General features: G+C 28.2%; 20 protein-coding genes. 18 read left to right on the plus strand and 2 right to left on the minus strand.

What is annotated here, in order from left to right; translation table 11 throughout:
• The gene (gene dnaA, locus JRV97_RS00005) at window positions 1–1,365 is read left to right on the plus strand and encodes a chromosomal replication initiator protein DnaA (protein WP_280999028.1); all 1,365 of its coding nucleotides are present in this window, start codon (window positions 1–3) and stop codon (window positions 1,363–1,365) included.
• A gap of 47 nt (window positions 1,366–1,412) precedes the next feature.
• Here dnaA and JRV97_RS00010 read toward each other — a convergent pair whose 3' ends face one another.
• A complete protein-coding gene (locus JRV97_RS00010) occupies window positions 1,413–2,687 on the minus strand; it encodes a TrpB-like pyridoxal phosphate-dependent enzyme (RefSeq protein ID WP_280999029.1) in 1,275 nt (424 codons plus the stop codon).
• A 442-nt stretch (window positions 2,688–3,129) separates the two neighbouring features.
• On the opposite strand from JRV97_RS00010, the gene JRV97_RS00015 reads away from it, so the two are divergent.
• The 8 genes from JRV97_RS00015 to lpdA all read left to right on the plus strand — a co-directional run bounded on the left by JRV97_RS00015 (window position 3,130) and on the right by lpdA (window position 12,257).
• On the plus strand, window positions 3,130–3,960 hold the full coding sequence (locus tag JRV97_RS00015) for a hypothetical protein (RefSeq protein WP_280999030.1): 831 nt from the start codon (window positions 3,130–3,132) through the stop codon (window positions 3,958–3,960).
• 14 nt (window positions 3,961–3,974) lie between these two features.
• Window positions 3,975–6,113, plus strand: a complete 2,139-nt coding sequence (locus JRV97_RS00020) for a fibronectin type III domain-containing protein (protein ID WP_280999031.1) — start codon at window positions 3,975–3,977, stop codon at window positions 6,111–6,113.
• Between the two features lie 264 nt (window positions 6,114–6,377).
• A complete protein-coding gene (locus tag JRV97_RS00025) occupies window positions 6,378–7,208 on the plus strand; it encodes a lipoate--protein ligase family protein (protein WP_280999032.1) in 831 nt (276 codons plus the stop codon).
• A 12-nt stretch (window positions 7,209–7,220) separates the two neighbouring features.
• Window positions 7,221–7,664, plus strand: coding sequence for a pyridoxamine 5'-phosphate oxidase family protein (locus tag JRV97_RS00030; protein ID WP_280999033.1), 444 nt, complete (start codon window positions 7,221–7,223; stop codon window positions 7,662–7,664).
• Between the two features lie 2 nt (window positions 7,665–7,666).
• Window positions 7,667–8,638 (plus strand): pyruvate dehydrogenase (acetyl-transferring) E1 component subunit alpha, encoded by a 972-nt coding sequence (gene pdhA / locus JRV97_RS00035; RefSeq protein WP_280999034.1) that lies wholly within the window; start codon window positions 7,667–7,669, stop codon window positions 8,636–8,638.
• 15 nt (window positions 8,639–8,653) lie between these two features.
• Window positions 8,654–9,631: a pyruvate dehydrogenase complex E1 component subunit beta gene (locus JRV97_RS00040; protein WP_280999035.1), complete on the plus strand. Its 978-nt coding sequence runs from the start codon at window positions 8,654–8,656 to the stop codon at window positions 9,629–9,631.
• A gap of 12 nt (window positions 9,632–9,643) precedes the next feature.
• Window positions 9,644–10,879 carry a dihydrolipoamide acetyltransferase family protein gene (locus JRV97_RS00045; RefSeq protein ID WP_280999036.1) on the plus strand — a complete coding sequence of 412 codons (1,236 nt, stop codon included), beginning with the start codon at window positions 9,644–9,646 and terminating at the stop codon, window positions 10,877–10,879.
• Between the two features lie 10 nt (window positions 10,880–10,889).
• Window positions 10,890–12,257, plus strand: coding sequence for a dihydrolipoyl dehydrogenase (lpdA, locus tag JRV97_RS00050; protein WP_280999037.1), 1,368 nt, complete (start codon window positions 10,890–10,892; stop codon window positions 12,255–12,257).
• Between the two features lie 40 nt (window positions 12,258–12,297).
• Here the strand turns inward: lpdA and cysK are convergent, their stop codons facing one another.
• Window positions 12,298–13,185 carry a cysteine synthase A gene (gene cysK, locus JRV97_RS00055; protein WP_280999038.1) on the minus strand — a complete coding sequence of 296 codons (888 nt, stop codon included), beginning with the start codon at window positions 13,183–13,185 and terminating at the stop codon, window positions 12,298–12,300.
• A 184-nt stretch (window positions 13,186–13,369) separates the two neighbouring features.
• On the opposite strand from cysK, the gene JRV97_RS00060 reads away from it, so the two are divergent.
• From JRV97_RS00060 to pstB, 9 genes are all read left to right on the plus strand, one after another.
• Window positions 13,370–14,842, plus strand: a complete 1,473-nt coding sequence (locus tag JRV97_RS00060) for an FGGY family carbohydrate kinase (RefSeq protein ID WP_280999039.1) — start codon at window positions 13,370–13,372, stop codon at window positions 14,840–14,842.
• Window positions 14,782–15,261: a tRNA (adenosine(37)-N6)-threonylcarbamoyltransferase complex ATPase subunit type 1 TsaE gene (gene tsaE / locus JRV97_RS00065; RefSeq protein WP_280999040.1), complete on the plus strand. Its 480-nt coding sequence runs from the start codon at window positions 14,782–14,784 to the stop codon at window positions 15,259–15,261. Before JRV97_RS00060 ends, tsaE begins: the two co-directional genes overlap by 61 nt.
• The gene (gene ychF, locus JRV97_RS00070; RefSeq protein ID WP_280999041.1) at window positions 15,258–16,337 is read left to right on the plus strand and encodes a redox-regulated ATPase YchF; all 1,080 of its coding nucleotides are present in this window, start codon (window positions 15,258–15,260) and stop codon (window positions 16,335–16,337) included. Before tsaE ends, ychF begins: the two co-directional genes overlap by 4 nt.
• A gap of 9 nt (window positions 16,338–16,346) precedes the next feature.
• Complete coding sequence (gene queA / locus JRV97_RS00075) at window positions 16,347–17,381, plus strand: tRNA preQ1(34) S-adenosylmethionine ribosyltransferase-isomerase QueA (protein ID WP_280999042.1); 1,035 nt, start codon at window positions 16,347–16,349, stop codon at window positions 17,379–17,381.
• A 28-nt stretch (window positions 17,382–17,409) separates the two neighbouring features.
• On the plus strand, window positions 17,410–18,285 hold the full coding sequence (locus JRV97_RS00080; protein ID WP_280999043.1) for a DMT family transporter: 876 nt from the start codon (window positions 17,410–17,412) through the stop codon (window positions 18,283–18,285).
• 161 nt (window positions 18,286–18,446) lie between these two features.
• Window positions 18,447–19,271, plus strand: coding sequence for a phosphate ABC transporter substrate-binding protein PstS family protein (locus tag JRV97_RS00085; RefSeq protein WP_280999044.1), 825 nt, complete (start codon window positions 18,447–18,449; stop codon window positions 19,269–19,271).
• A gap of 15 nt (window positions 19,272–19,286) precedes the next feature.
• Entirely contained in the window at window positions 19,287–20,147 is an 861-nt protein-coding gene (gene pstC, locus JRV97_RS00090) for a phosphate ABC transporter permease subunit PstC (protein WP_280999045.1), read from the plus strand.
• Window positions 20,144–20,968, plus strand: coding sequence for a phosphate ABC transporter permease PstA (pstA, locus tag JRV97_RS00095; RefSeq protein WP_280999046.1), 825 nt, complete (start codon window positions 20,144–20,146; stop codon window positions 20,966–20,968). Before pstC ends, pstA begins: the two co-directional genes overlap by 4 nt.
• Window positions 20,958–21,737, plus strand: a complete 780-nt coding sequence (gene pstB, locus JRV97_RS00100; protein ID WP_280999047.1) for a phosphate ABC transporter ATP-binding protein PstB — start codon at window positions 20,958–20,960, stop codon at window positions 21,735–21,737. Before pstA ends, pstB begins: the two co-directional genes overlap by 11 nt.

Genomic DNA, 21,737 nt, shown 5'->3' on the forward strand with positions numbered 1-21,737 from the left:
GTGACAAACGAAGAATTGTTGGAACTACTTAAATCAAAAATTAACCATAATACCTGGGAACAATGGTTTACCTCTGCCCAAATATTAGATATTCAGGAAAAAAAGGTAATAATAGGTATTGGAAATCTTTTTGTTAAAGATTTTATAGCTAGAAAATACGGTTCTTTAGTTTCCAATACATTATCTGATATTCTTTCTAAAAAAGTAACTGCAGAATTTACATTTATTCCTGCTGATCAATCCACAAAGAAAAAAGCAGGTCCTTTAATAAAGGAAAGACCTTTAAAACTTTCTGATTTTAACCCTGAATATACATTTAATAGCTTTGTAATCGGAGAAGCAAATAGAGTTGCATATTATTCTGCATTAGAGGTAGCAAATAACCCAGGCAAATATAATCCTTTGTTTATTTATGGTGATGTTGCATTGGGAAAGACTCATCTTTTACATGCTATTGGAAATCATTTAATGGAAACTTCTCCAGATTTAAAAGTTATGTATGTAACAGCAGAGGAGTTTATGAATGATTTAATGAAATCATTACGTGAAGAAAAAATGGATGATTTTAGAGAACGCTATAGAAAAAAGATAGACATATTATTAATAGATGATGTGCAATTTTTAATTGGAAAGGATATGGCTCAAGGAGAGCTTTTCCACACATTTAACACTTTATTTAATCTTGGAAAACAAATAATAATATGTTCTGATAGGACTCCCGAAGAACTAGCAACATTTCACCCAAGATTAATTAGCAGATTTGAGATGGGGTTAGTGGTAAACGTTGATGAACCAGATAAAAAAACAAAATTAAAAATTGCTAAAAAAATGGCCGAAATGTCTTCATTGTATCTATCTGATGATGTTGTTTCTTATTTAGTAGAAAATATAGATAACAATTTAAGAAGACTAAGAGGACTAATATTAAATTTATTTTTTCATAGTAAAGTTACTGGAGAAAAGGTTAATATAGAAACTGTTAAAAAATTATATAGCTCTTTAAAAGCTCATAAGAAAAACATTCCTCAAACCAAAGAAACTTTAAGAGTATTAAAGAAAAACCTTATCTTAGAAGCAGTTATTAAAGAATATAATTTAACAAGAGAACAGTTGTTTAGCCCAACCAGAAAAAAAGAAATATCAGAAGCAAGACAAATATTATCATTTATGCTTAAAAATTATGGAAAAATGAAGGTTAAAGATATTTCTGAATTTATAGGAAAAAATCATTCTACAATTAGCCAATCTATTAAAAAAATAGAAAAAGAATTAACTGGCGGAAATTTAATCTTGAAAAGAAGAATAGATGAAATAAGGAAACAATTTGAAGAAGCTGAAAAAATACAAAGCCAAACAGCAAGTTAAAAAAACTATATATATAAAACTAGCGGTTGAATTAACCGCTAGTTTTTTTATGCATATGCAGTCAAGTCTAAAAGCCCATGCCCAGATAAAGTAAAAACTATAACCTTCTCTTCCTTATTTTCTTTTGCTTTAATTGCTTCTCTTATAGCTCCTGCAATAGCATGAGAAGATTCTGGAGCAGGAATTATACCCTCTAATTTAGAGAAAATCCTTGCTGCTTCAAAAGTTTCTTCTTGATCCAAAGCTATAGCATTTAACATATTTTCATGTTTTAGCTTTGCAATAATAGGTGCTGAACCATGATATCTTAAGCCTCCAGCATGAATTTTAGGTGGAATAAATTCTTTTCCTAAAGTATACATCATCATCAAAGGGGTTAATCCCGCTGTATCTCCATTATCATATCTATACTCACCTTCTGTTAAAGTAGGACAAGATTTTGGTTCACAAGCTAAAAATTCAATTTTTTCTCCAGATAATTTTTCAGGAATAAATGGCAATATAGTTCCACCAAGATTTGAACCTCCGCCATGACATCCTATTATAACATCCGGCTTTATATTTATTTTTTCAAATTGTTTTTTTATTTCTAAACCTATAATAGTTTGATGTAATAATACATGATTTAAAACGCTACCTAAAGCATATTTTGCATTATCTTTCTTAAAAACCTCTTCTAAAGCTTCACTAATAGCAATACCTAAACTTCCCGGATTTTCTCTATCAATATCTAACATTTTCTTTCCAAATTCTGTGTTTAAACTTGGACTCGGAGATACTTTACCACCAAAAAAATTAATAATAAGTTTTCTCATAGGCTTTTGTTCAAAACTCGTTTTTACCATATAAACTTCAATATTCAATCCAAATTTTAACCCTGCATATGATAAAGCAGTTCCCCACTGTCCAGCTCCTGTTTCTGTTACCAAAGTTTTAGTTCCAGAAATCATATTATAATATGCTTGTGGAATAGAAGTATTAGTTTTATGACTACCTGTAGGAGAAACTCCTTCATATTTATAATATATTTTTGCTGGAGTTTCTAAGTATTCTTCTAAATTAGATGCTCTAATTAATGGTGATGGTCTAAATACAGCATATTCATCAAATACTTTTTTAGGAATTTTAATAAATCTTTCTGTAGTGACTTCTTGTTCTACAAGCGGTTGCGGAAATATAGCCCCTAATTCTTCAGGTTTTAAAACTTCTCTTGTTTGAGGATTTAAAGGCGGATCTAATTGAAAAGGCAAATCAGCTAATACATTATACCAATATTTAGGCATCTCCTCAACAGATAAATATATTCTTTCTCTTCTACTCATAATAACACTCCCCTTTCGTTATTTTAATAAAAAAAACCGGACATCCATATGGATATCCGGTGATTGTCTACAATAATAAAAATACTCTAAACTTATCTCAGAGCATGACAAAACGGTAGACACCCACCGGGCGTCCACCACCAATTTAAGCTATTGATATTTATTGAATTAAATAAATTTTTACCATTTTTAGTTATTTTTTCCATATTCATTCCTCCAAATTTTTTACCATTATACTACATTTTTTTCAAAAAGTAAACTACTTTATTGAAAAAAAGTTAATCATAACAAAGAAATACTTATATTAATATATCTAAGATATATTAATGATATGTAAAAAATAATAGTTTTCAATCAAAACTATTTGATTTATATTTTCTAAGTGATATAATATTTGTATAAGGTTAATTTTTTTAAAATTTATTTTAATTTGGAGGTTGTTATGAGAAAATTTATAGTTTTTATAATTTTGATTTTATCTGCTATATCGTTCTCTGATTTCGTGAAAATAGGAATATATGGTTTTGAGAATAAACCTATATACAATAAAATAGCTGAATCTTATCTTTCTAAAAAAGATAATGTTATCGTCGTTGATAGAACAAATCTCGAATTAATTATTGAAGAAAAAAAATTAGAATTATTGGGTATTGTAGAAAATGATGAGAAAGCTGGAGAATTTAGCGAATTAGCTAATTTAGACTATCTTTTTATTGGCAAAACATTAGATAATGGTGTATATTATAAGATCATTGATAAATCTGGAAAAGTTATATATAGTAATGTATTAAAAGGTAATATAGAAAAATCATTAAGAAAAGATTTATCTTCGTTAGAGTTTAATATTTCAAACGGCGAAATAATAAACGTAATAAAAAAAGATATACCTAACACTTTTCAAAACACTGCTTATATATCTTTTAAAGGTACATTATCTTTTTTTGAACCATATTTAGGTTTAGATATGGGTTATTATATTATAGATAATATAGCCTTAGGCATATCAGGAGAATTAAATGTAATTGGTTATCCATTATCAAGATGGAATATTGAAGGATATACAAAATATAACTTTAATAGATTTTATTCAAAATTTGGTTTAGGTTATCACAATGATATATACAACATAGCAAATACAATATATTATTTAACATTTAATCCTGGTTATGAATTAAATAATTTTAGTATAGAATTACCTTTAAAATTGGGATATAATTTAGGTCAATTAATTTTTGATCCTGGTTTGAATTTATATATAACAATAAAATTTTAATTTGGGGGTATAATATGAAAAAAGTTTTTATTCCTATAATTACACTAATACTCATTCTTATTTCATGTATGAATTTGAATAATCCTCCAACCATACCTAATAATCCAGTGCCAGCAGATAAAGCAAAAGATATTCCAGTTAATACAACATTAAGTTGGAATGCTACAGATCCAGATAAAGATATACTAATATACAAGGTATATTTTGGAGAAAATAGTAATCCACCATTGGTTAATAAAGGACAGGTGGATAATAAATATAATCCCGGAATATTAAAATATAATACAACATATTATTGGAAAATAGTTGCTATAGATAGTAATGGTTTCAAGACAGAAGGAGATATATGGTCATTTACTACTAAACCACAAAACACAGCACCAGAATTAGAAATAACTTATCCAAAAAATAATTCAACTAATATAGAATTAAATCCAACAATAACCTGGAGCGCAACAGATAATGAAAATGATGAAGTTAAATACAATGTATATTTAAACGGAGAATCAAAAACAGAAAATTACACATCAAAATCATATCAATTATCTAACTTAAATACCAATACAACATACACAGTAAAAATAGTAGTTATAGATGAATATAATGCAATAACAGAAAAAACAGTATCATTTACAACAACAAAAGCACCAACAATATCATTAAATAAACCAGATAATAATTCCACAGTAATTGGTAAAGAAATAACATTATCATGGACAGCGTCTGATCCAGATAATGATACTTTGACATATGATATATATTTAGATAAAAACACTAACCCAACAACAAAAGTAAAATCAGATATAACAGAAACAAGTACAACAATAACAGTAAATGATTACAGAACATACTATTGGAAAGTAGTTGCTAAAGATGATAAAGGAGCCAAAACAGAAAGTAATATATATACTTTTACTAACAAAATACCTCGATGGCAAAAAACTTTCGGTGGTTCAAATGGTGATATGGCACACTCAATTCAACAAACAACAGATGGTGGTTATATCGTTGCTGGTACTACTTATTCAAATGATGGTGATGTTTCTGGTAATCATGGATATTACGATTATTGGATAATAAAGTTAGATGAGAAGGGGAACTTAAAATGGCAAAAAACTTTTGGAGGATCTGATATGGATGAAGCTTATTCAATACAAGAAACTAGCGATAATAATTTTATTATTGCTGGATATACAAGATCAACAGATAAAGACATATCAAATAATCATGGAAATTTTGATTATTGGATAATAAAAACTGACAGTGAAGGAAATTTGCTTTGGCAAAAAACTTTCGGAGGTAATGGTGAAGATATTGCTTTTTCAATATTAGAAACAAACAATGATAATTTTATTATTGCAGGCACTTCTGCTTCTAATAATGGAAAATTTTCTAATAATCATGGTGATTTTGATTACTGGATAATAAAGACCAATAATGAAGGTAACTTGCTTTGGCAAAAAAACTTTGGTGGTTCTGATTGGGATATAGCTTATTCAATGCAAAAAACTAACGATAATTGTTTTATTATTGTTGGATATACAAAATCAAACGATAATGATATTCTCTTTAATCACGGAAATTTTGATTATTGGATAGTAAAAATTGATAGTTATGGAAATCTACTCTGGCAAAAAACTTTTGGTGGTTCAAATGATGATTACGCTCAATCTATAGAAAAGACTAGTGATGGTGGTTTTATTATCGTTGGATATACAAATTCAAATGACAGTGATGTTACTGATAATCATGGTGATTATGATTATTGGGTTATAAAAATAGATAATAATGGTAATTTACTCTGGCAAAAAACTTTTGGTGGTTCTAAAAATGATTATGCTTACAATATAAAGAAAACAATTGATAATAACTTTATTATAAGTGGTGAAAGTTATTCAAACGATGGTGATGTTACTGATAATCATGGTAATTATGATTATTGGATTATAAAAATAGATAATAATGGTAATCTACTTTGGCAAAAAACTTTTGGGGGATCTGATAATGATTGTGCTCAATCTGTCGAAGAAGCAAACTATGGTAGTTTAATTATTACTGGATATACAAAATCAAATAATGGTGATATTACTAATAATCATGGTAGTTACGATTATTGGATTATAAAAACTGATAAAAATGGAAATATACAATAATATTTAAAGATAATAAGATTTATAAGTATTTCTTATCTATAAAATCAAAAAATAATATAAAAATAAAATTATAAATTTTTCGGCTAATGATTTTCATTAGCCGCTTTTTTATTATCTACTTAATCACGATAAAGAATAGAAAAATAAGTTTTTTAATTAACAATCTTATTTTTAATATGTAACAAATAAGAAATCTTTAATTCCGATAAAAATGGTAGAATTTAAATGAAATAAAATTAAAATAATTACAAAGAAGGAATTATTATGAATATAAATTTAATTAAAAGCAAAAATACTAATATATATAATAATTTAGCTATAGAAGAATATATTTTAAACCAAAATATTAAAGATATCTATTTATTATTTTGGAAAGCAAAAGATTCTGTAGTTATAGGAAAACACCAAAATCCATGGAGAGAAATTAATTTTGATAGTGATTATAACTTTAATATTGCCAGAAGAATTTCTGGTGGAGGAGCAGTATATCATGATTTAGGTAATTTAAATTACTCAGTTATTGCACCAAAAAATTATCTAAATAGTGATGAAATATTTGAATTCGTATTAGAAGCTTTAAATAATTTAGGAATTGATAGTTATAGAAATTATAAGAATGATTTAATGCATAAGGATTTTAAGTTTTCTGGTAGTGCGTTTTGTATTAAAAAAAACAATTTCTTACATCATGGGACATTACTTATTGACTCTAATATAGAAAAAATAAAAGAAACATTAAAAATAAATCCAGCATTTAATACACATGCTACTATTTCAAAACCATCTGAAATTATAAACATAAAGGAAATTAATTTTTGTATTGACGATGATATGATTATGAACAATATAATTAATGTATTTTCAAAAAGACTTAAATTACAAACCCAATTAATAGAAACCCATTATTTTAGAGATAATGAATTAATTAAAAAACATAAATCCTGGGAATGGATATATGGAAGAACACCAAAATTTACTGTTGAATTAGGAAATAATATTTATCAAATAGAGAATGGATATATTATTTCAATTAATGAAAAAAATATGAATAAAAAAGAAAAATTTGATTTTAAAAACTTATTATTAAACGTTTAGGAGGCGCTTATTATGGATAAAAATGATGTTATGGAGAAATTAGGAAAACTATTATCTGAAACCAAAACAGGTGTTTTAGGATGGGTAAATAAAGAGGGATATCCTGAATTAAGATGGATGTCACCATGCTTAATGCCTTATAACAAAGAATGCACTTATGCAGTTACTTTAGAAGATTTTCCAAAAGTTAATGACTTAAAAACAAATGATAAGGTTCAATGGTTAATACAAAATAGAGACCTTACAGAAGTTATCAATATATATGGAAAAATGAATATTATTGAAGATGCTCTATTTAAATCAGAAGTATTAGAAAATTTATCTTCTAATTTAGTAGCAATATGGAAATTAGAAGATGATGCAGAATTTGTAGTATTGGAAACAGTTATAGAAGAAATTGTATATTATGACACAATGAAAGGCATTAAAGAAAGAATTAATTTTAGGGAGGAATAATTATGAAAGATATTAATAAATATGATTCCAAATTACTTAAAGATTTACTGTATAAAATGGTTTTAATTAGAAGATTTGAAGAAAAAGCTGCTCAAGCATATGGGTTAAAAAAAATAGGTGGATTCTTACATCTATATATTGGTGAAGAAGCAGTAGCAGTAGGTTCTATTTCAAATTTAGATATGACAAAAGATTATGTTGCTGCAGCATATAGAGACCATGGTCACGCTTTAGCTGCTGGATTAGATCCAAATTCATTAATGGCTGAATTATATGGGAAAATCACTGGCTGTTCAAAAGGGAAAGGTGGTTCAATGCACTTTTTTGATTATGAAAAACATTTCTTTGGAGGAAATGGTATAGTTGGTGCTCAAATTCCTGTAGCAACTGGTATAGGATTAAAAATAAAATACAATGAAGAAGATGGAGTTGTATTGTGTTATTTTGGTGATGGTGCTATTCATCAAGGTTCATTCCATGAAAGTTTAAATTTAGCAAAAATATGGAATTTACCTGTTGTATATATATGTGAGAATAACCATTATGGCATGGGAACAGATTTTAGAAGAGTATCAGCAATTGACGATTTTTCTATAATGGCTGAATCATATGCAATGAAAGGAAAACAAGTAAATGGTATGGATGTTTTAGAAGTATATGATGCTACAAAGGAAGCTATTGAAGTAGCAAAAAGTGGAACTCCATTTTTACTTGAGGCTAAAACATATAGATTTAAAGGACATTCAATGAGTGATCCTGCAAAATACAGGACTAAAGAAGAATTAGAAAAATACAAACAAAAAGATCCAATTATTAGTTTCAAAGAATTATTAATAGAAAATAATGTTATTACAGAAGATGATTATATAGAAATGGATAAACGATGTAAGAAAATTGCTAAGGATGCTGCAAAATATGCAGAAGAAAGTCCTGAACCTGATCTGAATGAATTATATACAGATCTATACGTTTAAGAGGGAGTGGTATAAATGGCAATTATAACTATGAGAGAAGCTTTAAGACAAGCCATGGATGAAGAAATGGCAAGAGATAAAAATATTATATTAATGGGCGAAGAAGTAGCACAATATAATGGTGCGTATAAAGTGAGTCAAGGATTATATGATAAATATGGTGAAAAAAGAGTTATTGATACACCTATTACCGAAAATGGTTTTGCAGGTGTTGGAATAGGTGCTGCCATGGCAGGTTTAAGACCTATAGTAGAATTTATGACCTTCAATTTTGCTCTACAAGCATTTGATCAAATTGTAAATAACGCAGCAAAAATGAGATATATGTCAGGAGGACAATTTAAAGTTCCAGTCGTTTTTAGAGGGCCAAATGGACCTGCTGAATATCTAAGTTCTCAACATTCTCAAGCAACACAATCATTTTTTGCACATGTACCTGGATTAAAAGTAGTTGCTCCTGGAACACCCTATGATGCTAAAGGATTATTAAAATCTGCTATTAGAGATGATAATCCAGTTATATTCTTGGAAAGTGAATTAATGTATTCTTGGGAAGGTGAAGTGCTTGAAGAAGAATATGTTATTGATATAGGAAAAGCTGATGTGAAAAAAGATGGTTCTGATGTAACTATTATTTCTTATTCAAAACCATTAAAATATGCAATGGAAAGTGCTGAAATATTAGAAAAAGAGGGTATTAACGTTGAAGTTATTGATATAAGAAGTATTAGACCTTTAGATGAAGAAACAATACTTAATTCTGTAAAGAAAACAAACAGATGTGTAATTGTAGATGAATCATGGCCATTTGTTAGTGTTGCATCTCATATAGGATGGTTAATTTCACATAAGGCATTTGATTATTTAGATGCACCTGTTGAATTAGTTACTTCAGAAGATGTGCCAATGCCTTACAATCACAAATTAGAATTAGCTGCACAACCATCTGTTGAAAAGATTATAAAAGCTGTTAAGAAAGTTATGTATATTTAGGAGGACGATAATATGGCTGAAAAATTATATATGATAGCCTTATCTCCTACGATGGAGAAAGGAACTATCGTTAAATGGAATATAAAAGAAAATGAATCCTTTTCAGAGGGAGATGTGCTCTGTGAAGTTGAAACAGATAAAACTACAATGGATTATGAAGCTACAGATGAAGGAACTATATTGAAAATATTAATTCCTGAAGGTGGTAAGGCTGCCGTTGGAGAGCCAATTGCTATTTTCGGTGAACCTGGTGAGGATATTTCCGATTTATTATCTGAAGAAAAGGAAGAAATTGAAAATGTTGAAGAAAAAACTCAAATAGAAAAACAAGTAGAAACAAAAAATACTACTATCCCAAAAGAAATACCAGAAAATAATGATTTAAAGAGAATAAAAATATCACCATTAGCAAGAAAAATTGCATTAATGAAAAAAATTGATATTTCTAAAATTAAAGGTACTGGACCAGGTGGTAGAATAGTAAAAAGAGATGTGGAAAATTATACTGCAGAACCTGTTCGAACTGTGAAAGAAATCAAAAGAGAGTATGCATCTATACAAGTTGAAACAAGAGATGAAGATGTTGTTATTCCATTATCTGATAAAAGAAGAATTATTGGTGAAAGATTATCTCAATCAAAATACACAGCACCTCATTTCTATTTAACTGTTAGTGTTGATATGAGCAATGTGTTAGAAAATAGAAAAATGCTTAATAAAAAATATAACTTATCATTAAATGCATTTATTATAAAAATTGTTGCAAATACATTGAAAAAGCACAGAAGAATTAATGCTACATTAAACAATGATTCTATAATTGAATTTGGTAGAGTTGATATAGCATTAGCAGTTGCGCAAGAAGATGGATTAATAACTCCTATCGTAAGGAATGCTGATAAAAAAGGTATTTTACAAATAGATGATGAATTAAAAACATTAATTGATAAGGCTAAAAATAACAAATTAGATCCAGAAGAATATACAAATGCTACATTTACAATTAGTAATTTGGGTTCATTTGGAGTTGATGAATTCACTGCAATAATTAATCCTCCAGGATCAGCTATTTTAGCTATTGGTATGATAAAAGAAACTCCAGTTGTAGAAAATGGAGAAATCGTTATTAAACCTATAATGAAAATGACATTATCATCTGATCATAGAGTTATAGATGGTGCTTTAGCTGCTGCATTTATGAAAGACTTAAAAGATACATTTGAAAATCCAATATTAGCAATACTTTGAGGTGATAGATATGAATTATGATTTAATAGTTTTAGGTTCAGGACCAGGCGGATATGTTGCTGCTATTAGAGCATCGCAACTTGGATTAAAAACAGCAATTATTGAAAAGGAAAAAGTTGGAGGTGTTTGTTTAAATATAGGCTGTATCCCTTCAAAGGCTTTAATCCATCAAGCAGAAACTTTTTCTAGAATAAAAGAATTAGAATATATGGGTATAAAAATTGATAAGGGTGAATTTGATTATAAAAAGGTATTTGAAAAATCCAGAAAAGCTGCCGACACATTATCAAAAGGTGTTCAGTTTTTATTAAAGAAAAACAAAATAGAATTAATTCAAGGGTTTGGACAATTAATAAGTAAAAATGAAATTAAAGTTAATGATAAAATATATTCTGCAAAAAATATTTTATTAGCTACTGGATCAAAACCAAAATCCATTCCAGGATTTGATATAGATGAAAAACAAATATTAAGTTCTAATGGTGCTTTAATGTTAGAAAAATTGCCTAAATCAATAGCAATTATTGGTAGTGGAGTAATAGGTATAGAATTTAGTTATATAATGAATGCTTTTGGTGTTGGAGTTCATATTATAGAAATTATGGACAGAATATTACCTACCGAAGATTTAGAAATAGCAGAATTTCTTGAGAAAGTGTATAAAAAAAGAAATATAAAAATATATAAATCTACTAAATCAAAGATTATCGAAAAAACAGAAAATTCAATTAAATTAGAAGTAAACGGTAAAGATATTATTGAAGTAGAAAAAGTATTAGTTGCTGTAGGAAGAAGTCCTAATACAGAAAACATAGGGTTAGAAACTGTTGGAATAGAATTAGAAAATGAATATGTTAAAGTAGGTAATTATTATAAGACTAATGTGGAAAATATTTATGCTATTGGAGATATTGTAAAAACCCCTCAACTAGCTCATGTAGCTTCAAAAGAAGGAGAAATTGTTGTAGAACATATTGCTGGATTAGAAACAGAAGAATTTATTGATTTAAATAAAATTCCTTCTGCTATTTATTCAGAACCACAAATAGCAAGTTTTGGTTTAACAGAAGAAAAATTAAAAGAATTAAAAATTGAATATAATAAATTTTCATTCCCATATAGGGGTGTTGGTAAATCAGTAGCAATAGAAAAGTCTGAAGGTTTTGTAAAAATACTAACTGATAAGACAACAAATGAAATTTTAGGAGCACATATTATTGGTGCTGAAGCTACAGAATTAATCCATGAAGTTTTACTTGCAAAAAATGCAGAATTATTACCTGAAGATATTGCAAAAATGATACATGCACACCCTACTCTATCTGAAGGTATTATGGAAGCATTTAGAGGTATTGAAGGCTGGGCAATCCACATTTAACACTTTATAAACAAAGCAGCTACAAATTGTAGCTGCTTTGTTATAATAAACTCAAATATTTATCTCCAAAATCTGGTGCCACAGTAACTATCTTTTTATCAGGATATTTTTCTGCTAATTTTTTTGCTGCTAATATATTTGCAGCAGCTGATATTCCAACAAATAATCCTTCTTTTTTTGCTAAAATATCCTGCATTTCAAATGCTTCTTCATCTTTTATTGTAATTACCTCATCTAAAATAGAAACATCTAAATTTTTCGGAATAAATCCTGCTCCTATCCCTTGAATTCTGTGTTTTCCAGGCTGTTTCCCCGATATAACTGCTGAATTTTCAGGTTCAACTGCTATTATTTTTATTTTATCTCTAAAAAATCTTTTTAATACTTTTCCTGTCCCAGTTATTGTTCCACCGGTTCCAACACCAGCTACAAAAATATCTAAATTATAATCCATTTGTTTTAATATTTCTGGTCCTGTTGTTAATTCATGTGCTAAAACATTTGCTGGATTTTCAAATTGATTTGGCATATATGCATTTTTCTCATTTACTATTTCTAAAGCCTTTTCTATGGAACCTTTCATTCCTTTATCAGCTGGAGTTAATATTAATTCTGCCCCATACTTTTCTAATATCTTTCTTCTTTCTATACTCATACTTTCTGGCATAGTTAATATAACTCTATAACCTCTGTACTTTCCAATTGCTGCCAAAGCTATACCTGTATTTCCACTTGTAGGTTCTACTATAATATTATTATCTTTACCTAATTTTCCTTCTATTTCTGCTTTTCTAAGCATAAAATATGCTGCTCTATCTTTTACACTACCTGTTATATTATTTTTTTCAAGCTTTACAAATATTTTATTAGGTTTTACAATTTTTGAGAGTGTTATTATAGGTGTACCACCAATTCCTCTATCAAACATTTTTCTCCCTCCTTATGAAATTTATCACAAATAGTATATATAAATTCAGACAATTTTTATCTTGTTTCTTCCATTATATCAAATTGGATAAAAAAAGTCAAGTTAAAAAATCACAAATTATATTACATATATATGATATAATATAATTATAATAAAATTCAAATTTTGCATTGGGGGGATTATAATGTCATATTATTTAGCTATTGATGAAGGCACAAGTAGTACAAGGACGTTATTATTTAATGAAAATTTTAAATTAGTAGATTATGTTCAGAAAGAAATTAATATGTATTATCCACACCCAGGATGGGTTGAACAAGATGCTGAAGAATTATATCAAAAAACTGAAGAAACAATGATAGAAGTATTAGAAAAAAATAATGTTTCCTGGAATGAAATTATTGGAATTGGTATTACAAACCAAAGAGAAACTATTGTAGCTTGGGATAAAAATACAGGAAAGCCATTATATAATGCTATTGTCTGGCAATGTAGAAGAACTGCAGATATATTAAATAGGTTTCCTGTAAGTTTTTGGACTGAGGTTAGGAGAAAAACTGGTCTTGTTAAAGATCCATATTTTTCTGGATCTAAAATATTATGGTTGATTGAAAATGTTGATGAAGTAAAAAATGCGTATGATAATGGAAATTTAAAAGTTGGAACAATAGAATCATGGTTAGCATTTAAATTATCTGGTAAACATGTATCAGATGTATCAAATGCATCAAGAACTCAATTAATGAATATTCACACATTAGATTGGGATGACGAAATATTAAAAACCTTTGGAATAAAAAAAGAGATATTACCAGAAATTGTAAACACTGCTATTGAAAATGGTATAGAAACAAAATTTGGACCTAAAATATATGGTATGATAGGAGATCAACAATCTGCACTTTTTGGACAAAGAGCATTTGAAGTAGGAGATGCTAAATGTACGTATGGTACTGGTGCATTTGTTTTAATGAATTCAGGAAGTACTCCACCAAAACCACATCCCGGATTATTAACCTCTGTTGGATGGAAAATAAATGAAGAAGCTATATATTCTTTAGAAGGAAGTATATTTACTGTAGGCGCTTTCTTTAAATGGTTAAAAGATATTAAAATGATAGACGAATATGAAGATTTAGAAAATTATTCAAGAAATACAGATAATGGTGGAATATATATAGTCCCAGCATTGAGTGGTTTAGGATCTCCATATTGGGATTCAGATGCTAGAGGATTAATTATTGGTTTAACTAGAGCTACTAAAAAAGAAAATATTATTAGAGCCGCTTTAGAATCTGTTGCGTTTAGTGTTAGAGAAGTCATTGATTCAATGCAAGAAGCTGTTTGGACAAAAATTAAAAAGATGAATGTTGATGGTGGAGCTACAAAAAATAGATTATTAATGGAAATTCAAAGTGATTTGATTAATGCAGAAATATTTGTTCCTGAATTCCAGGAAATCACAGCGTTAGGTGCAGCATTTATGGCTGCTATTGGTTCAAAAAATATTTCTATTAATGACATAAAAAATTTGCATTTTTCAGGTATAAAGATAATGCCTAACAATTCAGATAAAATAGAAAAAGAATATTATATTTGGAAGGAGGCCGTTCTAAGATCAAGAGGCTGGATAAAATCAACGAATATAAGTTATTAGAAATAGCAAAAAATATATCTGAATATGCTTTCCCTGGAATGATAGTATTATTATATGGTGATTTGGGTACTGGTAAAACAACTTTCACAAAAGGTTTTATTAGAAGTCTTTTAAAAGATGATTCATTATCAGTAACATCACCAACTTTTGCATTAGTTAAAGTATATGATAATGATTACAAAATATATCATGTGGATTTATATAGACTCTCTGATCCGGAAGAAATTCCATATGTTGGTCTTTTTGAGGATTCAGAAGGTATATATTTAATAGAATGGCCAGAAAGATTAGATTATTATATTCCAGACGAATATTTAGAAATAAAATTATATTATAACATTGAAGATATGACAAAAAGAGATATAGAAATTGAAGCTATAGGTGAAAAATATAAAATTTTCGAGGAGGCTTTAAAATGAAAATAGGTATTTTAGGATTACCTTTAACAGGAAAAACTACAATTTTTTCCCTTTTGACAAATAAACCATATGATGGCAGTTACAAGCAAGATGCTGAAGAAAGAGTAGCAAATGTTATGGATGAAAGGCTTGAAAAATTAACTGCTATGTATAATCCAAAGAAAACAGTTCATGCTACCTTAAATTTTATTGATATTCCAAGTTATAACACATCTGCAGATAGGAAAGAAAAAAATAGAATATTACAAATGATTCAAACTGTTGATGCCATAATATTAGTAATAAGAGCATTTAAAAATGATTCTGTTCCTTTCCCAGAAGGTGCTGAAACGCCAACAGATCAATTGGACACTTTAAAGACTGAACTTATTATAAGGGATTTGGAAGTTGTTGAAAATAGATTAACAAGATTAATAGAACAAAATAAAAAGAAAAAGCCAACAAAAGAAGAGGAAAGACAGGTAAAGATTTTAAATGAAATAAAACCTATTTTAGAAGATGGAAAATTTGCTTCAAAAATTGAGTTAAGCGAAGATGACAAAAAATTAATTAGTTCTTTAGCATTGTTTACGCTAAAACCAATAATCACAGTAGTAAATGTTGATGAAGATCAATTAATGAGTGGCGAATATCCTGGAAAAGATGAATTGATTAATACATGTAAAGAAGAAAACTTTGCATATATTGAAATTTGTGGAAAAACAGAAGCTGATTTGATTGAACTTGAACCTGAAGAAAAAGAAGAATTTATGAAAGAATTGGGTATTGAGAGACCTGGTATCGCAAGATTGTCTAAAACTGTTTATGATCATTTAGGATTAATAACTTTCTTTACTGTTGGTGAAGATGAAGTGAGAGCCTGGACGATTAATCAAGGTACTACCATGAAAAAAGCTGCCGGTAAAATTCATACAGATTTAGAAAAAGGATTTGTAAAAGCTGAAGTTATGCATTATGATGACTTAATTAGATTAGGTTCAGAAGAAGAGGTTAAAAAAGCTGGATTATGGAGATTAGCTGGAAAAGAAGAAATTGTAAGAGATGGTGATATATTAACTATAAGAGCAAATGCATAGGAGGAAAAGATGAGAAAACCATTATACGAAGTAAAAGATTTTGATTATTATTTACCAGATGAATATATAGCTCAAAAGCCTGTTGAACCAAGAGATTCATCCAGACTAATGGTTTTAAATAGAAAAGAAAAAAGCATTGAACACAAGATTTTCAGAAACATTATTGATTATTTACATCCTGGTGATTTATTGGTTGTAAATAATACCAAAGTAATTCCTGCCAGATTATATGGTCAAAAAACAACAGGTGCAAAAGTAGAAGTTTTATTATTAGAAAAAACTCATGAAGAAAACACATGGAAAGCTTTGGTAAAACCTGGTTCTAAATTAAAAACGGGAGCAGAAATTAAATTTTCAGATAATTTATTTGCAAAGATAGTTCAACACAACAACGATGGTTCGAGAATAATAAAATTCTTTTCAAATTCTGATGTTTGGGAAGAAATTGAAAAAATAGGTAATATGCCTTTACCACCTTATATAAAAAATTATAATGGCCCAAAAGAAAGATATCAAACTACTTATGCCAAAGTTCAAGGTGCTGTAGCCGCACCAACTGCAGGGCTTCATTTTACAAAGGCATTAATTGAAAATATCAAAAATAAAGGAATTGAATTTGCTGAAGTTACTCTTCATGTGGGTTTAGGAACTTTTAGACCTGTAAAAGTAGATAACATTGAAGAACATGAAATGCATGAGGAATATTATGAAGTTCCAGAAGAAACAATTAAAAAAATAAGAGAATATAAAAATAATGATGGAAGAATTATCAGCGTTGGAACTACAGTAGTCAGAACCTTAGAGACTATAGCTAATTTACCTAAGCAGGATGCATATATGGGAACAACTGATATTTTCATTTATCCACCATATGAATTTAAAATGATAGATGCTTTAATAACTAATTTTCATTTACCAAAATCAACTCTATTAATGTTAGTTGCAGCTTTTGGAGGATACGATTTTATTATGAATGCTTATAAAATTGCTGTTCAAGAAAAATATAGATTTTTTTCATTTGGTGATTCAATGTTTATTTATTAATATAATTTCACATGGGTGGTGGGGTGGTTTGAATAAAAAAACTATTGGAATTTTATATATGCTATTAACTGTTATCTTTTGGGGTATCTCATTTGTTGCTACAAAAATAATTGTTCAAAATATTCCGCCTATAACAGCGGCTTTTTTAAGATTCTTTTTAGCTACTGCTGTATTATTAATTTTTATTAGAAAGGAAATTAAATATACAAAAAAAGAATTATTATATGTAATGCTCTCTGGTTTTTTTGGTGTTACTGCGTATTTTTTGTTTGAAAATACCGCTTTGCAATATACGACTCCCACAAATGGTTCTTTAATTATTTCTGCGACACCTGTGATGTATTTGTTTTTTTCTGACATTTTAAAAAAATCTTTTTCTCATAAAATGAGATATTTGGGAACTTTATTAGCTTTTTCAGGAGTAGCAGCCATTGTTTTAAATGGTAGATTTATTTTAAAATTAAATCCAATTGGCGATATGTTAATGTTCGGTGCATCATTTTCATGGATTTTTTATACAATTTTTATTGAAAAACTACATCATCATGATAATTTGATTATTACCAAGGATTTAAATTTTTATGGAATGTTATTCTTTTTACCATTTGTTTTTTTTGAATTAAAAGGTAGTGGTACATGCCCTCTATTCCAATTATGGTTTCAACCAAAAGTCATAGTTGCTTTTATTTTTCTCAGTATCTTTTGTACTGCATTAGGATATATATGGTGGAATAAAGCCATAAGACTTGCTGGTGCAAAAACAACAACAAATGGTATCTTTTTTATACCTATAGTTACTGTTATTTCAGATGCTATAATTTTAAAAAATATTCCAAATTTATATACTATTTTAGGAGTTATCTTAGTTTTATTAGGAAATTATATAGCCGAAATAAGAGATTAATCTAAAAAATAAAGGGATCTTCGAAAATTCGAAGGTCCCTTTATTTTTTTGGCCAAAGCAATCTTAACATTTCTTAATATTTGTATATATTCAAAAAAACAAAGATATATATAATCAAATCGTAAAACTAAAAAAGAAATTTAATTAATGGAGGTAAAAGTATGAAGAAAGTATTATTAGTTATAGTCTTAATGAGTATTATGGTTATTTCATTTTCTGCCAAATTAGTTATTAAAGGTTCAAATACTATTTTCCCTATAGCTCAATTATGGATAGAGGAATTAAAAAAAGAAAAACCTGATTTAGAAATAACATTAGAAGGTGCAGGATCTTCAACTGGAATTGCAGCATTATTTAATGGTACAACAGATATTGCAAATGCAAGTAGATTTTTAAAAGAAAAAGAAATAAAAAAAATGAATGAAGAAGGAAAATACTTTGCACCAATTGTTATAGCATATGACGGAATTGCTATAATAGTTAATCCAAAACTTGGAATTAATGACATATCATTAGAGACATTAAAGGGAATTTATACAGGAAAATTACGCACCTGGAATCAAGTTAGCCCTAATCTACCTAAAAAGAGAATAGTTATCTATTCAAGAAATACAGCTTCTGGAACATTTGAAACATTTGAAAAAAAAGTATTAAAAGAAGCAAGAATGGCTCCAACTGTAAAAATGGTAGAATCTACTCAATTTGAAATTGATCAAGTTGCAAGAAACCCATATGCAATTGCCTATGTTGGTGTAGGTTATGTAAATAATTCTGTTAAAGTTTTGAAAGTTGAAGGTGTTGAACCAACAAAATTAAATGTTTTAAAAGCAACTTATCCTATTTCCAGACCATTATACATGTTTATTGATGTAAGCAATGGTTGGCCAGAAACAGGAATAATAAAAGAATATATAACATTTGGATTATCCAAAAAAGGACAAGAATTAGCAGAAAAGGCTGGATATATTGCAGCATATGGATTCTAAAAAGGAGTGTTTTAGTTGAGAGAGTTTAAAAATAAAATAAATTCTTTAATTATAAAAAGTGTTGCATTAACTGGAATTATAGCTTTAATATTAATTTTTGGATTTGTTATAAGGGAATCCATACCAGCTTTAAAAGAAGCTGGTATGGAAATTTTTACGTCATTTGATTGGTATCCTACATATGATCCACCTTCATTTGGTATATTAACCATGTTAATAAATTCTATACTTTTAACTATATTTTCTTCATTAATTGTTTTACCTTTAGGATATATTGTAGCATTTTTCATGTATGATTATGCAAAAAATTTTGAAAAAAGAATGATTAAAGGAGCAATAGATTTACTATCTGGTGTCCCATCTGTTATTATAGGTATGTTTTTAATAATATATGTTTCTCCATGGATGCTTGAAATAGGCGCATGGTCACCAGAAAATATACTACTTGCATCAATTGGTTTAACTATTCTTTCATTACCCTATACAGCTTCTTTAATGGAAGAAGCCATGAGTTCTATTGATAAAAGCCTTAAAGAAGGAGCTTTAGCATTAGGGACAACAAGATTTACTGCTGGTTTTAAAGTAGTTTCTAAAGCGGCATTACCTGGAATTTTCAATGCAATTATATTAACTATAAATAGAATTATTGGTGAAACAATGGTTGTATTAATGGCTGCAGGAGGTGCTAATATGCTTCCACTTTCTATTCTTGATCCTATTAGGCCTTTAACTGCAGCTATAGCAAGTGAAATGGGAGAAGTAGAAATAGGAAGTATTCATTATTCCGCTTTATTTGTTTCTGGATTGGTACTACTTACAATATCATTTATACTCACCTTAACTTCTAAAAGACTCTCAAGGAGATGGAGCAAATGAGAAAAGATAAAATAATTTCTTTAATATTTAGAATAATAAGTTATATAACATTTTTTAGCATAGTTTTTATATTTATTTTTGTTATATTAGATGGAATAAGATATTTTTCGATAGATTTTTTTACTCAATTTCCCAAAAATATGATGACTGAAGGCGGAATTTTTCCAGCTATTATAGGTACAATTTATCTTCTTTTAATGACATTAATAATTGCAATTCCATTTGGTGTATTAACAGGTATATTTTTATCCGAATATGGAAATAATAAAATTGGAAGATTATTAGACACAGCTATTACATCTTTATCCGGTGTTCCTTCTATAGTATACGGATTATTTGGATTAGCATTATTTTCTATAACGATGGGATTAAGAACATCATTAATATCAGGTTCTTTAACTTTATCTATAATGGCTTTGCCAATTATTTCTTCTTCTACAAGAGAAGCAATGAGTTCTATTCCTAATACAATGAGAGAATCAGCATATGCATTAGGGGCAAAAAAAACTGAAGTTATATATAAAGTATTATTACCTGCAGCAAGATCAAGAATAATAACTGCTATTTTGATTGGTGCTGGTAGAGTTATGGGAGAAACAGCACCTGTGTTATTAACTGCCGCTGTGTTTTATTCAACGCATATGCCTAAATCTATAAAAGATCCAATTATGACTTTACCTACACATATTTATAATGTTGCTATGGCTTATGGTGAAGATGCTCAATGGATGGCAAAAGGTACAGCATCATTTTTAATGTTATTAATATTAGTTATATACTCAATAGCATTTAGAATAAGGAGGAAGGTTAATGATAAATGATGTAATTTTAAAAAATGATGATATAATCAAAGTAAGGAATTTTAATGCATGGTATGGTGATAAACAAGCTTTAAAAAATATAAATATAGATTTTAAAAGAAATAAAATTTCAGCTATTATTGGTCCATCTGGCTGTGGAAAATCTACATTATTAAGAAGTATTAATAGAATAAATGATGAAATTCCGACTTATAAAACCTCTGGAGAAATTATTTTTGAAAATAAAAATATATATGATAAAAACTTAGATTTAACTATATATAGAAAAAGGGTGGGAATGGTTTTTCAAAAACCAGTTCCATTTCCAATGTCAATATATGAAAATGTAGCATTCGGTTTAAGGATTCATGGAATGAAAAATAAAAATAAGATAGACGAAATAGTAGAAAAATCATTGAAGCAAGCAGCTTTATGGGATGAAGTTAAAGATGAATTACATAAATCTGCTTATGAATTATCCGGCGGGCAACAACAAAGATTAGTTATTGCAAGAGCTATTGCTGTAGACCCTGAAGTAATATTGTTAGATGAGCCTACTTCTGCTTTGGATCCTATTGCAACACAAAGAATTGAGAGATTACTTGAAGAGTTGGTTGAAAATTACACTATAATAATAGTAACTCATAATTTGCCACAAGCTGTAAGAATTTCAGATTATTTATATTTCATGTATCAAGGTGAATTAATAGAATCAGGTTTAACTTCTGATATAATTAAATCGCCAAAAAATCAATTAACTGAAGACTATTTAAATGGTAGAATAGGATAA

The sequence above is a fragment of the Marinitoga aeolica genome (genome assembly GCF_029910535.1).
GTDB classification, from domain to species: Bacteria; Thermotogota; Thermotogae; order Petrotogales; family Petrotogaceae; genus Marinitoga; species Marinitoga aeolica.

What these genes read in the sequence shown, in the direction of transcription:
- JRV97_RS00010 (WP_280999029.1), bottom strand. Translation starts at nt 2,687, where the DNA reads ATGAGTAGAAGAGAAAGAATATATTTATCTGTTGAGGAGATGCCTAAA.
- JRV97_RS00015 (WP_280999030.1), top strand. Translation starts at nt 3,130, where the DNA reads ATGAGAAAATTTATAGTTTTTATAATTTTGATTTTATCTGCTATATCG.
- JRV97_RS00020 (WP_280999031.1), top strand. Translation starts at nt 3,975, where the DNA reads ATGAAAAAAGTTTTTATTCCTATAATTACACTAATACTCATTCTTATT.
- JRV97_RS00025 (WP_280999032.1), top strand. Translation starts at nt 6,378, where the DNA reads ATGAATATAAATTTAATTAAAAGCAAAAATACTAATATATATAATAAT.
- JRV97_RS00030 (WP_280999033.1), top strand. Translation starts at nt 7,221, where the DNA reads ATGGATAAAAATGATGTTATGGAGAAATTAGGAAAACTATTATCTGAA.
- pdhA (WP_280999034.1), top strand. Translation starts at nt 7,667, where the DNA reads ATGAAAGATATTAATAAATATGATTCCAAATTACTTAAAGATTTACTG.
- JRV97_RS00040 (WP_280999035.1), top strand. Translation starts at nt 8,654, where the DNA reads ATGGCAATTATAACTATGAGAGAAGCTTTAAGACAAGCCATGGATGAA.
- JRV97_RS00045 (WP_280999036.1), top strand. Translation starts at nt 9,644, where the DNA reads ATGGCTGAAAAATTATATATGATAGCCTTATCTCCTACGATGGAGAAA.
- lpdA (WP_280999037.1), top strand. Translation starts at nt 10,890, where the DNA reads ATGAATTATGATTTAATAGTTTTAGGTTCAGGACCAGGCGGATATGTT.
- cysK (WP_280999038.1), bottom strand. Translation starts at nt 13,185, where the DNA reads ATGTTTGATAGAGGAATTGGTGGTACACCTATAATAACACTCTCAAAA.
- JRV97_RS00060 (WP_280999039.1), top strand. Translation starts at nt 13,370, where the DNA reads ATGTCATATTATTTAGCTATTGATGAAGGCACAAGTAGTACAAGGACG.
- ychF (WP_280999041.1), top strand. Translation starts at nt 15,258, where the DNA reads ATGAAAATAGGTATTTTAGGATTACCTTTAACAGGAAAAACTACAATT.
- queA (WP_280999042.1), top strand. Translation starts at nt 16,347, where the DNA reads ATGAGAAAACCATTATACGAAGTAAAAGATTTTGATTATTATTTACCA.
- JRV97_RS00085 (WP_280999044.1), top strand. Translation starts at nt 18,447, where the DNA reads ATGAAGAAAGTATTATTAGTTATAGTCTTAATGAGTATTATGGTTATT.
- pstA (WP_280999046.1), top strand. Translation starts at nt 20,144, where the DNA reads ATGAGAAAAGATAAAATAATTTCTTTAATATTTAGAATAATAAGTTAT.
- pstB (WP_280999047.1), top strand. Translation starts at nt 20,958, where the DNA reads ATGATAAATGATGTAATTTTAAAAAATGATGATATAATCAAAGTAAGG.